The sequence below is a fragment of the Nostoc sp. genome (genome assembly GCF_036917315.1).
In the GTDB taxonomy this organism is placed as follows: Bacteria; Cyanobacteriota; Cyanobacteriia; order Cyanobacteriales; family Nostocaceae; genus Nostoc.
On sequence record NZ_JBALDR010000050.1, the window covers coordinates 160786 to 174105 of the forward strand.

13 protein-coding genes are annotated in these 13320 nt (G+C 44.3%); 3 read left to right on the top strand and 10 right to left on the bottom strand.

What is annotated here, in order from left to right; translation table 11 throughout:
• Positions 1-125: 125 nt before the first annotated feature.
• The 3 genes from V7K84_RS24085 to V7K84_RS24095 form a co-directional block, all read right to left on the bottom strand.
• Positions 126-341 carry a hypothetical protein gene (locus V7K84_RS24085; protein WP_334841741.1) on the bottom strand — a complete coding sequence of 72 codons (216 nt, stop codon included), beginning with the start codon at positions 339-341 and terminating at the stop codon, positions 126-128.
• Positions 342-602: 261 nt separating this feature from the next.
• On the bottom strand, positions 603-2576 hold the full coding sequence (locus V7K84_RS24090) for a hybrid sensor histidine kinase/response regulator (RefSeq protein ID WP_334841743.1): 1974 nt from the start codon (positions 2574-2576) through the stop codon (positions 603-605).
• Positions 2569-4719, bottom strand: a complete 2151-nt coding sequence (locus tag V7K84_RS24095) for an ATP-binding protein (RefSeq protein ID WP_334841745.1) — start codon at positions 4717-4719, stop codon at positions 2569-2571. The genes V7K84_RS24090 and V7K84_RS24095 overlap by 8 nt, the downstream gene beginning before the upstream one ends.
• A 145-nt stretch (positions 4720-4864) precedes the next feature.
• On the opposite strand from V7K84_RS24095, the gene V7K84_RS24100 reads away from it, so the two are divergent.
• Entirely contained in the window at positions 4865-5236 is a 372-nt protein-coding gene (locus V7K84_RS24100) for a four helix bundle protein (protein ID WP_334841747.1), read from the top strand.
• Positions 5237-5312: 76 nt separating this feature from the next.
• On the opposite strand, the gene V7K84_RS24105 is transcribed toward V7K84_RS24100, so the two are convergent.
• From V7K84_RS24105 to V7K84_RS24125, 5 genes are all read right to left on the bottom strand, one after another.
• The gene (locus V7K84_RS24105; protein ID WP_334841749.1) at positions 5313-6320 is read right to left on the bottom strand and encodes an ATP-binding SpoIIE family protein phosphatase; all 1008 of its coding nucleotides are present in this window, start codon (positions 6318-6320) and stop codon (positions 5313-5315) included.
• Position 6321: 1 nt separating this feature from the next.
• Positions 6322-6768: an anti-sigma regulatory factor gene (locus tag V7K84_RS24110; protein WP_334841751.1), complete on the bottom strand. Its 447-nt coding sequence runs from the start codon at positions 6766-6768 to the stop codon at positions 6322-6324.
• Positions 6707-7120, bottom strand: a complete 414-nt coding sequence (locus V7K84_RS24115; protein WP_334841753.1) for an STAS domain-containing protein — start codon at positions 7118-7120, stop codon at positions 6707-6709. The genes V7K84_RS24110 and V7K84_RS24115 overlap by 62 nt, the downstream gene beginning before the upstream one ends.
• A gap of 13 nt (positions 7121-7133) precedes the next feature.
• Positions 7134-7985: an STAS domain-containing protein gene (locus tag V7K84_RS24120; RefSeq protein ID WP_334841755.1), complete on the bottom strand. Its 852-nt coding sequence runs from the start codon at positions 7983-7985 to the stop codon at positions 7134-7136.
• 334 nt (positions 7986-8319) lie between these two features.
• Positions 8320-8757: a YidH family protein gene (locus V7K84_RS24125; RefSeq protein ID WP_334841757.1), complete on the bottom strand. Its 438-nt coding sequence runs from the start codon at positions 8755-8757 to the stop codon at positions 8320-8322.
• Positions 8758-8885: 128 nt separating this feature from the next.
• On the opposite strand from V7K84_RS24125, the gene V7K84_RS24130 reads away from it, so the two are divergent.
• Entirely contained in the window at positions 8886-10337 is a 1452-nt protein-coding gene (locus V7K84_RS24130; protein ID WP_334841758.1) for a hypothetical protein, read from the top strand.
• Between the two features lie 121 nt (positions 10338-10458).
• Positions 10459-11127 carry a peptide-methionine (S)-S-oxide reductase MsrA gene (gene msrA, locus V7K84_RS24135; RefSeq protein WP_334841760.1) on the top strand — a complete coding sequence of 223 codons (669 nt, stop codon included), beginning with the start codon at positions 10459-10461 and terminating at the stop codon, positions 11125-11127.
• A gap of 234 nt (positions 11128-11361) precedes the next feature.
• Here msrA and V7K84_RS24140 read toward each other — a convergent pair whose 3' ends face one another.
• A complete protein-coding gene (locus tag V7K84_RS24140; RefSeq protein WP_334841762.1) occupies positions 11362-11988 on the bottom strand; it encodes a type I restriction endonuclease in 627 nt (208 codons plus the stop codon).
• A gap of 63 nt (positions 11989-12051) precedes the next feature.
• On the bottom strand, positions 12052-13245 hold the full coding sequence (locus tag V7K84_RS24145) for a serine/threonine protein kinase (RefSeq protein WP_334841764.1): 1194 nt from the start codon (positions 13243-13245) through the stop codon (positions 12052-12054).
• Between the last annotated feature and the right edge of the window lie 75 nt (positions 13246-13320).

Here is a 13320-nt window from a genome sequence, read left to right on the forward strand (position 1 = left end):
AGTGTCAAGTTAAGATGAAATCACTGGGGTAAACTAAGTATAGCTAGGGACACTTCGGCAAGCTCAGTGCATCGCTGGGGACTGGATGAAAAGTCTTTTTGTGTTTAGGTTTTATCCTCCTCAAATTAAAATTGAACAAAAATAATAAACGGCTGCCCGAATTCAATAAACGACACCCCGAATTCAATAAACGGCTGCCCGAATTCAATAAACGACCGCCCGAATTCGATAAACGGCTGCCCGAATTCAATAAACGACTGCCCGAATTCGATGAACGGCTGCCCGAATTCAATGAACGGCTGCCCGAATTCAATAAACGACTGCCCGAATTCGATGAACATACCTTTGATATTTGGGCTTCTGCCTTAACTTGACACCAATGGCAAGATGCCCACCCCACAAGACATTGATAAAATTTTAATATGCAAATTAAATGTGTTTTAGCTTATTCTCTTTTAGATGTTGGATTATAGCAGAAGTAACTTAACCTATTACGAATGAGCGTTTACTTAAAATAGGTTTATTAAACGCCGCGATCGCAGAAACAATGCTAAAGATGATTTCAGAGATTAGCTTCAATAGATAAGGCAAAATTCAGGTTGCTAAACCGTTACTATCGTCAAAATAGCCTGTATTAATACTTCTAGCTCAATTGGTTTAGAAATATGATGTTGAAATCCGGCGGCTAGTGCTTGTTGTCGATCGATTTCTCCCGCATAAGCAGTCAGAGCGATCGCTGGAATTTCTCCACCTCGATCGGGTGACTGCTTTCTAATTTGACGAATTAGGGTGTAGCCATCCATATCGGGCATACCAATATCACTAATTAACAAATCAAATTTTGCTCGTCCCAAATTGCTCAGAGCATCATGTGCTGAGTCCGCCTCAGTCACTTGTGCCCCGTACTGTTCTAGCACGAAGGCAATGAACTCCCGCGAATCTTTGTCATCATCTACAAGCAGCGTTTGCAATCCATTGAGATTTAAATCTGAGCGATCGCGATCGGCAGTATTAACTTGATTCAATTTTGAAGCAGCGATCGGTGGAAGTTTAACTTTAAATACTGCTCCTTGACCTTCTCCAAGACTGGCTGCTTGAACAGTTCCGCCGTGCAATTCAACCAAATGACGCACGATCGCTAACCCTAACCCCAACCCGCCAAATTTTCGCGTCGTTGTCCCATCGGCTTGACGAAAGTAGTCAAAGACGTAGGGTAAAAAGTCAGCAGAGATCCCTCTACCAGTGTCGCTGACAGTGATTTGAGTGTATTCCGCAGCATGAGTGTCTACTTCATCCTCAATCGTTTCTAACCGCACCTCTACTCGACCACCCTGTGAGGTAAATTTAATCGCATTAGAAAGTAGATTCCAAACAACTTGTTGCAAACGACCAGAATCACCCAACACTGGCCCAACATTCGGTTCAAATATTGTTTGAATCTGAATAGATTTAGCTTCAGCAGCCAGCCGCACGGTTTCAAGGGCAGCTTTGATAGTAAAATTTAGACCGACTGGAACTGTATTTAAACTCAACTTTCCTTGGAGAATACGCGACACATCGAGCAAATCTTCGATTAGTTGTGCTTGCAGTTTCGCGTTGCGCTCGATCGTTTCCAGGGCGTACTGAGTTTTGGCTGCATCCTGATGATTTTTTTGCAGAATTCTTGCCCAACCCAGAATCGGATTCAAGGGCGATCGCAATTCATGAGACAGCACTGCCAAAAACTCATCTTTGATGCGGTTGGCTTGCTGCGCTTGTTCGGTCTGTTGCTGCAAAGAAATCATTAGTTGATTGAGGCGATCGTTTTGCTCTTGCAGCAATGCTTCTGCTCGTTTACGTTCAGTGATATCAGAGAGAATGAAAACCGCACCAGTGAGAGTCCCATCCCCATCAAGTACCGGATCGATGGTTTTGGCAAACCAGCGTTCTTGGGACTGAAATTCGAGAATTTGCCGTTGGTGAGTTTCTTTCGCACGGCGAAAACAAGTACCATCGCCGATTCCCAATTTTGCACCCATCAACTCGTGGTGGGCATAACCTAAGATTTCGTGGGAGGGCTTGTTAAAAAGCTGCATCATCGCTCGATTACAGCGGATAATTCTACCTTCTCGGTCAACCAGAGAAACGCCGTCGTTCATCGAGTCAAAGGTGGTTTGCCACTCCCGCGCTGAGGACAAAGCAGCTTCTTCCGCGCGGCGAATTCGCAGCAGCGATCGCAAAGTGGCAAGCAGTTCAATCGGTTCAACGGGTTGCACCAGATAAGCATCGGCACCGCTATCCAAGCCTTCTGCTTTATCCTGGCTTTGAACAAAACTTGCAGACAGGTGTAGCACAGGGATAAAAGTCGTTTCCGGGTTTGCCTTAATTTGGCGACAGACTTCAAAGCCGCTGATATCTGGTAATTGGACATCTAAAATTACTAAGTCAGGCTGAAAGTTAGCAACGGCTTTTAAGCCTGTTGCTCCAGTTGCCGCTTCCACCACACTAAAGCCTGCATTTTGCAAAATCCGGTTAACAACGTAGCGATTGGCTTCGTTATCGTCAACATGCAGGATCGTAACCCGTGGCTCAGACATGACTTTTCCCTGAAACCTCTAGAACAAGTCCGGCTTTGACGAGCGCATCTTGAAGTTGAGCGATGGCCGTAGTTTGAGAGCCTGTTTCTTTGGAAACAATGGCTATGCTTTGCGCTGCTAATAGGCTCTGCGCTTCTGCATCCAGTTGGGCAGATGAGTGAATAATCACAGGAATCGACTGAGTGACGGAATTGTTTTTAAGCTGCTTGAGTACATCAAACCCGCCGATCTCTGGCATCTCCAAATCCAGTACGATCGCAGTTGGCTGCTCTCGTTGTGCCAAATTTAATCCTTCCTGTCCATTCGTGGCTTCTAAAATGTTCAAAGGTGTATTTATTAACAACTGTTTCACCAGATACCGATAGGCGGGGTCATCGTCAATTAACAAGATTTTTTGAGGCTTGTTCTCAGTAATTAGCCTATTAAGTTTGTTCAACAGCGGCAATCTGTCTACCGGCTTAATTAGAAAACCGTCTGCTCCTAACGCCAGTGCTTGCTTCTCGTTATCAACGATGGTAATAACGAGTACAGGGATAGTGCGGGTTGTTTCATCTCCTTTAATTTCTCGTAAGAACGTCCAGCCGTTTTGCCCCTCCAGCAGAATATCTAGCATAATCGCCGCCGGTCGAAGTTTTTGTAAGACCAGCCTTGCCTGAGCTAAGGTGCGGGTAGCAATCAATTGATAGATTGATTCCTGAAGGTGCTTTTCGTAAATAAATAGGGTTTCTGGATGATCCTCAACCACCAGAATCGGCAAGCGAGTTGGCTCAACTGATGCGATTGGTTGCAGTACGGTAGTCAATTCGGTGGCATTTGGGTAGACGATGGGAATCAAGGCTGTAAAGGTAGAACCTTCACCTATCTGACTTTTCATCGAAATGCTGCCGCCGAGTAGCTCCGCTAGCTTGCGCGATAACGGCAATCCTAAACCGGTTCCCTTCACCTGCTTTTGCAAAGGGGACTCAATTTGCATAAAATCCTCAAAAATCCGTTCTCGATCGCCGGGAGCAATGCCGATACCTGTATCAGATACAGAGAAAGTGACGTTATGACCCGTTTGCACAGCGGTGACGCGCACCTCTCCCTGCTCGGTAAATTTGAGCGCATTTGAGACAAAGTTTCGCAGAATTTGAGCGACTTTCCCCTCATCGCTATAGAGCGGCGGAATGCCTTCAGGTTCCTCGACAATCAGCGCTACAGAGGAGCCTTGAACCAATAATGGGCGCAGCATCCCCCGCAGCGTGCCAAACAAATCACTAACTTCAAAGGAACTGGGATGCACTTCAATTTTTCCAGCTTCCACCTTTGCCAAATCCAGTAAGTCGTTGACCAGTTCTGATAATCCGCTTGCCGCTTTTTGGATGAATGTCACCTGCTTTTCTTGCTCGATAGTCAAATCGCCATCCATTCGGGCTAGCAGCATCCGAGAGAGGGACAAAATCGAGTTGAGCGGCGTGCGAAACTCGTGGCTCATGTTCGAGAGAAAGCGGGTTTTTAACTCGTTTACCTGTTGCAGAGAGCTGGCTTTCTCATCCAATTCTGCATAGAGGGCAACCACACCGCGATTGGTATCTTCCAACTCCTGATTGAGTTGGCTCAATTCTTCCTCGCGCTTCCGTAGCTCTGCCATAGCCCGGAGTAATTCCTGGTTTTGCTGCTGGATTTCTTGATAGGGATTTTCAGGCGATCGCCCAATTACGGTTTCTCGAATCTGCTGCAATTGCGAATCGGTAAAAGCAGGTGTGCGCTTCGACAACCTTTTGCCGATTGTTACCGTTGTTCCTTGCTCCGGCAGTGATTCAATCTCGAAGAAATCCATCAATCTACGAGTACCCACGATGCCTAGCCCCGCTCCCGTATCAGAGGTGTAGCGTCCGGCCAAAACATCTGCTAAATCAGGAATTCCCCCACCCCGATCCTGAATCCGAATCAGAAACGCTTGCGGCTCTCCCGCCACAGAAAATTCAACCGTTCCGCCTTGGGCATATTGAAAGGCATTACGGGCAATTTCGGAAACTGCCGTTGCCAATCGCGCCCGATCTTGAGCATCAAAGCCCAACTGCTCGGCGATCTCACGAGTTCGTTGCCGAGCTTGCACAACATCCTGTTCGTACTGGATGGCGATCGTAAAAACAATTGTCAAGTCGCTTCACTCCAATTCAAAATTCTTAAACCTTCTAGTTATTTTTCGCGTTCTTTAAGTAATTATTAATAAGTAATAAGTAATGAGTAATAAGTAAATACCTATTAATTATAAAGTAAAATTGATTACCACATTTCTTTTACTTGTGATTAATTATAACGCAAATATCAGTATTCAAGAAAGAACAGAAAATTTTGCAATAAGAGTTATCAAAGCTTATTCTGAGCTAAATAAAAGACCTTTTGACGACGCTGGTAAAATCTTGTCTAAACAATTTTTAAGAAGCGGGACATCAATAGGTGCAAACTGTTCAGAAGCCAAATATGCACAATCAAATAAAGACTTTATCAATAAGTATTTTATAGCATTAAAGGAAGCCAATGAAACCCTTTTTTGGATAAAAATAATGATAAAGTCGGAGTTGGTGTCAAAATCAAAATTTCAAAATCTGATAGAAGAGAATGAAAGAATTATTAAAATATTAATAACTTCAATCAACAAATTGAAAGAAAAATAATCCACTCATTACTCATTACTCATTACTCATTACTCATTACTCATTAAATTTGGTTCACCAATGATGACACCCTCCCTTAACTGCCCATTCCTTTCGCGACTAACACCGTCACATCATCCCGCTCTCGGTTAAAGTCTCGGTATAGAACTCCTGCAATCAGGCTGGGATGTTTTTGCATCAAGCCGGGATAGCGATCGATCTGCCACTTAGCGCTTAATCCGTCAGAATGCATAATTAAAATTCCGTTGGCATACCAGGGATAGCTAAACTCTTGAATTTTGCGGATTTCATGTCCCACCGTGCCATTGTGAGATAACAGATGGCGATGCTCAGTAAAGGAGAAAATGCTGGCAGCGATGTTGCCAATTCCGGCAAAGCGGACAGACTGTTGTTCAAAGTCGATTTCGGCAATGGCGAGTGCTGCGCCTCGCGTACTTCGCAAGGCGGCGTGGGCAGCTTCGACGATCGCACCCGGAGAACGATGAAGATTTTCTTGAAACATTTTCACGGCAGCAGAAGCAGCAGAAGCAGCCGCAGGCCCATGCCCTAAACCATCAGCTACTAACAACAAGCTACAGCAACAATCAACTTCCGATGCCCAGGTATCTCCTGAAACCTCTTCTCCTCGTATGGGCAAACAGATCGCTCCAATTTCTAAAAACTTTTCAGGTTGATGGGTTGCTGAGTCTGTCCAGAGGTGAGCGAGAAGGGCTGTACCTTGGTTGGGAACGGAGTAAATTTCCAATAAACCAGAAAGGCGACGAATTGCACCCATACCATTGCCCAAGGTTCCGGCTGTGGAAAAGCCATCTTGCAAACACTCATCCACATCGACCATTCCCCGTCCTTTATCTAGCGATAAGATTTCAATGCCAATTCTGGAATCTTCCTTGAGCGATCGCATTAGCACAACTCCGCCGTGAGCGTGCAGCACCAGATTGTTTGCAATTTCTGTCATCACAATCCCAACCTTGCCCCGTTCCGTTTCCTGAAAACCGAGCTGAGTTGCTAATGCCATCGCTACCCGTCTGGCTTCCCCAGTTTGGCTAGATTCAGTAATTGTGACGGCGACAGATTCTCTCATTTTATTTCCATCGTACAATTATTATCCGTGTTCCTTCTCCCACCGCAGACTGAATCTCAAACTCGCTGGCAAGTCGTTTGGCACCACCCAGCCCCATACCTAAGCCGTTGCCCGTGGTGAACCCATCCTTTAGCGCCAGATCGATATCGGGAATACCCGGCCCCCGATCTTCAAAGGTCAGCCGGAGTCCTCGTCGTCGTCCTTCCTGAAGCGTTTCTACCTTGACTGTGCCGCCCCCTCCGTAGTCTAAGGTATTGCGGGCTAACTCACTGGCGGCGGTGATAATTTTAGTTTGGTCTACTAAGCCAAAGCCAATTTCCACGGCTAGCTGGCGCACAGACTGCCGAACTAAAACTACATCTGTAGAAGATTGAATGTCGATAGTTTCAGTCTTCTGCATCATCATCTGCACGCCATTTAGTGGCAGTGATTTGATTTGTGGTTTCATTGAATGACGATCGCAACAATGCCATACCCTTTTCGACGTTTAAGGCAGTGCGAATCCCCGTCAGCGACATCCCCAATTCCACTAGGGTGATTGCCACAGCAGGCTGCATCCCGACGACAACTGTCTCAGTATCCAGCACCCGTGATATTCTGGCAATGTTGGCTAAAATCCTCCCAATGAAAGAATCAACAATATCTAATCCCGAAATATCAATCAGGACACCGTGAGGGTGAGTTTGAGTGATGCGGTTTGTCAGGTCTTCTTGTAGCGTCATGGCGAGGCGATCGTGCATATCTACCTGGATTGTCACAAGTAGAAAATTGCCCATTTTAAGTATAGGAATGCGTTCCATTGCTTTTTTCCAGCTATTTGGATTGAGAGCGGTTAATGGTCGTTCCCAACCGTTTTAGCGCCGTCAGAAAGGCATCGGCTAAGGTTGCTTTTGTGGTTACATTTGTCAAATCAATGCCGAGATAGACGATTGTTTGGGCAATTTGAGGACGAATGCCACTGATCATACAATCAGCTCCCATGAGACGGGCGGCAGTAATAGTCTTGAGCAGATGTTGAGCAGTCAGGGTATCGACAGTGGGAACCCCGGTAATGTCAATAATGGCAACTTCTGAACCAGTTTCGACAATCTTTTGCAATAACGATTCCATCATCATTTGAGTTCGGGTACTATCCAGAGTACCGATTATCGGCAATGCCAAAATTCCCTCCCAGAGTTTAACCACTGGGGTAGACAGCTCCATCAACTCTTCCTGCTGCCGCAAAATCACCTCTTCTCGCGTCTTTTGATACACTTCAATTGTCAGCAATCCTAGCTGATCCAGTAAGTTTGTGGCTAACCAGATATTTTCACCCAACGCAATGGAATCTTGCAATTGGTGACGCATTCGGTTGAAGAGGGGTTGCTTGAACGAAAAGACGAATGTAGCTATTTCTGAGGGTGTGAAGCCATTTTGCGATCGCGATCGAGAAATGCTGTTGAGCATCTCCCGCATCTCCTGCCACTCCGCTGCCTGAATATTGGTAAAGTTGCCCCGCCCAACGGCAATCCGAAACAAACTCAGGAATTCCCGGCACTCCTCCTTTAGCTGTGCTTCTTTAATCAAGCCTCTCCGAATATTCACAGTGGCTAGTTCTTGAGTCCACTCCGACAACAAGTCTGCCTCGAAGGTTTCTAATATCTCTGATATCTTACTTTCGCTCATCGTTTCTGTAAGGGCAACCGCTTTCATTAGTTCAAAATCAGTGTATGACGATTCAGCCCAAGCTGAAAGCGACGATTACAAAAAGTCTAAAAGCTTGCTAGATATGAAGTGCGATAAATCCTAAGGGTGTGGGAGGTGTGGGAGGTGTGGGAGGTGTGGGAGGATGGGGAAGAAATCTTACCCCCCACACTCCCCACACTCCCCACACTCCCCACACTCCCCACACTCCTCTTCTATGCGTGAGAAATCCGGGCTGGGTTGGGCTACGCCACCCTATGATTAATTGAGGATCGGCAAAAAAGTTACAAAAAATGCGTCCCTATAAAAAGTGTATTTAATGCAAATTTCGGGACTGTGGTTGAATGGGAAGCGGAGAACGAGAAGGTACTTTATCCCGCCATAGAAGCAAAGGAATACAGAGAAATCCCAAAATAATTGCAACTCCAGCCATTATCCAAACCATTAATCTATTTGGTCTATAGTTCCCTGTTTCAATTTGCCAGAAAACTTGGTTGTATCGCCATGCAGCTAAGGCAATAGTCAAAATTCCAAAAATTACCAAAGCAATACCCAAATTTTCCGAGCTAGATAATGGACTTACCGGAGGTTCTTGTTGAGTAATACTAATATTCAACTGGCGCAGAAATATACCAAATCGCGCGATCGCAAAACCAAAGCCAATCAATGCAATAGAAGTGCGTAGCCAAGCCAGAAATGTACGTTCGTTCGCTTGATGCTCCCTTTGACGGTCAATTTTGGGTATTTTATCCATGAGTAGCTTTTAACACCAAGTTCCTCTTGAAAAGTATTCGTAATATTGATGAAGTTTCGTAAAAGTCTAATCTAAAAGTGTCCTTAGATTTTGGGAAAACTGATTCTATATCTATAAAAATCTTGATTATGCTTGATGACAACGATTTTGCATTAGCCTCGGCTGTTGACACTTCGGTTGTAGTGCTTGAGCAGCTATCTTTACATCCTCAGCCAGAAGTTCGTGAGGCTGTAGCTAAAAATCCGAATGCGCCCACGGAAGTGTTGCTGAAATTAGGTAAGGAGTTTCCAGACGCAATTACGGCGAACCCGATTTTCAATCTTTTGTTGCTGGAAAATCCTGAAAGCCATTTTGTCAGGCTCTCTTTAGCGCGTAGCACAACAACTAGTGAAACTGCGATCGCTCAGTTATCTAAAATCGAGGATAAGGAAATTCTTTCTGCTGTGGCTGGAAATCCAAAGACACCTCTTCACATCCTGGAACAACTTGTAGAAAAGCCGCCTCGTTTCTGGGATGACGAGAATGCTGATGAATCTGATTTCGATGAACTCTTTACCGCGATCGTTCAAAATCCGAACACTTCTGAATCGTTATTGCTTCAACTAGCCGAGCGTGGAAGCTTCTATGTCGTCAAAATTGCGATCGCTCAGAACCCCAAAGCACCCTTATCCCTGCTAAATCAGTTTGCAGATTGGAGAAATTTTAGGATGCATAAAGCAATTGCTCGAAATCCTCAAGCACCAAGCGCAATATTGGAAAAACTAGCGGGAGAAAATGAGAAAGAAATTCGCGATCTGGTCAAGAACCATCCAAATGTTTCAGAAACTGCGATCGCCATCATCAATTTTATCGAGGGTAAACCTGGAACATCCATCGACTTGCTAGAGCAGTTAGCTAGCGATCAACGAATCTATATCCGGCTATTGGTTGCTGCTCATCCCTTAACCCCTGCAAAGGTTTTAGAAAAGCTCGTGCAGGATACTGATGAAGATGTACCCTTCAAAGCCGCAAGCAATCCCAATGCAACCTCTACCGTTCTAGAGTTTTTTGCAGATTTCTTGGTCAAGCAACATCAACGAGTCTCGCCATCAAATCAAGCTATGTATAAAAGAAGTGCAGTTCAATTGGTGAGACGTTCTGACATCACCCTAAAAGTGTTAGAAAATCTGTTGCAGATGAATGAGTATGATGTAGTAAACGCGATCGCATCGTCTTTGAAAACACCACCCACTATCCTGCTTGCACTTACAGACTATCAAAACCAATCTAGCTCACACATTCACTTTCTCATAAATCTCGCTAAAAACCCCAATACACCTTCAGATGCGCTGGAGAAGCTTTATCTAAAAATCAACCAAACGCAGCATCCAAATACGATCGATGGTCTACATGATATTGCTTCTCATCCCAATACTCCTGTCCATTTGCTAGAACAATTCGCAGTTCATTCACGCACCGATCTTCGTGCAAAAGTTGCCAAAAACGTCAATATACCGATTTCAATTTTGGAGCGGTTAAGCAATGATTCTGACTCTAGGGTTAGTAGTATTGCAAAACAGGCGCTGAAGGCAAGAGCTTGATTTCAGAACTGTTTTTGTAAAGATCAACACAATCCAAGGATAGCTCTGAGAAAATCCCAAGCGATCGCCAGAATCTTTACAATGGTAAATAAGGTAAAGATATATATCAGAGTCAAAATCAATGGCACTATTTGGATTTGGCAAAAAGTCAGTTATGCCCACACCAGAGGAAGCTTTGTCAGGAAGGGCACAATCTATGTCAGTACCTGCGGCTCATTATGTCAACAAGAATCCTTTACAATCCCCTTATCCCGATGGATTAGAGAAGGCAATTTTTGGCTTGGGCTGTTTTTGGGGTGCAGAACGCAAATTCTGGCAACTTAAAGGAGTTTATACGACCGCAGTCGGTTACGCTGCTGGGTTAACACCCAACCCCACTTATGAAGAGGTATGTAGTGGGCGAACCGGTCACAATGAAGTGGTGTTAGTTGTGTTCGATCCCAAAGTAATTAGTTATGCCGAACTGCTGAAAGTCTTTTGGGAAAGCCACAATCCCACCCAAGGAATGCGCCAAGGTAATGATACTGGCACTCAATACCGTTCGGGAATTTATGTATATTCCGAAAACCAAAAGCAGCTAGCAGAAGCATCGCGGGAAGCTTATCAGCAAGCCCTCAACAGCGCAGGTTATGGCAAGATTACTACAGAAATCTTGGATGCACCGGAATTTTACTACGCTGAAGCTTACCATCAGCAATACCTAGCTAAAAATCCTAATGGGTATTGTGGTTTGGGAGGGACAAATGTTTCTTGTCCCGTGGGTGTAGTTGAATCGCAAGTTAGTAGTTAGAAATGGAGTTGGTAGGGTAGTTAACTTAACGTGAGTTCGACGAACCTCTCCCTGCCTTGAACTAAAGTTCAAGTCTGTCCCTCTCCGACTCGGAGAGGGATATGTTTTGTCTAGTTAAGAATATTTGTAGTATTTGTAGGTTGGGTTGAGGCTTTGCGAAACCCAACAAACCGCGTAAAATACCCAAAGTATTGAGATGGTGCGTTATGCTCTTAGCTAACGCACCCTACAAGATTACGAATTACGAATTAAATGAGCGAGGTGCTTTAACACTTTCAGGACAATATATATATCATCACGACTATCTAAAGCAAACAAATCAGATAGAGCATATTGTGGAGTTTCAGTTTTTAGCAGTTTGATAAATCTAAATTCATTACCATTGGTGATAAAGCCAAAAACAGGTTTAGCTGAAGTTGCATCTGCCAACATATAAGCCAATGCTTGTGAAATTGCTGGCACTAACGAATAATCTGCTCGTTTTGCCTCAATAACGAGAACCCAAAATGGAGGATGCAACACCAAGATGTCAATACGTCCTCTGATAATCGTGCCTTCGTCTTCAGAAGAAATTCTGACTTCTTGTTCTGAGGCAATGTAAAAAGGCGGTTGATAAAAACCTGCTAGACGTAATAGTGGAGATAGAACCACCATTTTGACTACAGGTTCCAAAATAGGATATTTCGATAGATGCAAATATTCTGTCTTGACTTCGTTGAGAGATTGCTTTTCTAAGTCACTCAACTCAGCTAAATCATGTCGCCATTCTGAAAAAAAATCTTCGTCGTCTGCAAGTTGTAAGCCAAATTCATCAATTAGTTGGGCTAGGGTGATATCTTTTCCTTGAATAATTTGAACCATTTATTGAACCCTTAACTTATCTACCTAAAAAATTCTCGCTTGAGATTTATCCAAAAGACTGCCTTAAAATACAGATTTCAGCAAAGCGATCGCTCGCACCCATAACATAATACTAATAGGCGCTCCAAGTAGAATACCAGCGATCGCCCAGCCTCTCTGATGGGCTTTGAATTGTTCAATACTGCGCCACTGCCTACTTTTCCAAGCCCATTCATTGCCTTTTGCACCGAGTGCGATCGCCATTAACCACCAACCGTGTGGTACAAAACAGAATAGCCCATACCATACCTGATTCGGCCACATCCACAACCAAGGCATCAAAAACGCGCCCCAATTCCAACCGATAATTTCCTGTGGGACTGTTTCATTCTGATTACTTATGCCGCATCCAGAATTGTTGATTATTTCTTTTAGCGGTAAAAGCTGATTCTTGTTTGCAGATGTGACAGTCAAACCAGATTTGAGAGCATTTAGCGCTTGGTTAGCACTAGTAAATCTTTGTTCGGGAGCGGGTTCTATCAACTTTTGTAGCCAACTGACAAAACTGGGACTGAGGTTAACTCGGTCTGTAAATTGCAGTCGCAAATCCTGCTGGGGTAAATCAGAAGGAGAAGTTCCAGTGAGCAAATGAATCAAAGTCGCTCCCAGTGCATATAAGTCTGAAGCCGCAACCGCTCGACCACCAAATTGTTCCATTGGGGCATAACCATAAGTACCGACAACAGTAAAAGTAACGCCCTCTCTTGCCGCTTTATCTTGAACTGCGCCAAAATCAACTAAATAAATCCGATTATCGTCGCCCCAGATTAAATTACTTGGTTTAATATCTCTATGCAACACTCCAGGATTCAACTCATGTAAATAGGTGAGAATATTTAAAACCTCAACAGCAATTTTTCTCGCTCGTTTTTCACTAAACCTTTTGCCAACAGCAAGTTTATCCTTAAGCGACTCACCAGGGATATATTCTTGGATTAAGGCAAACCAGAGTGTGCGATCGTCGATACAAAAATAATCTATATATCGAGGGATGCGGGGATGATTTAACTGTTTAAGAATTTGTGCTTCCCTCTCAAAAAGTTTCAGGTCATCCCACTGTACAGTACCGCCAAAGGCCAAAAGTTTGACCACAACGATAGAATTTTCGCCATCAGAGGCTTGTAAATCCAATGCTTGCCAAGTTTGGCGAATTCCATTGTTGCCGAGTTGGCGCTGGATTTGATAACGATCTTGTAATATCTGTTCTGGTTGCAGCATCTTAACACCTGCTGGCAATTTACGTTGATCTGATTCCCTTATATTCAAGGATAGTCATTATCTAGAGAAACTGTG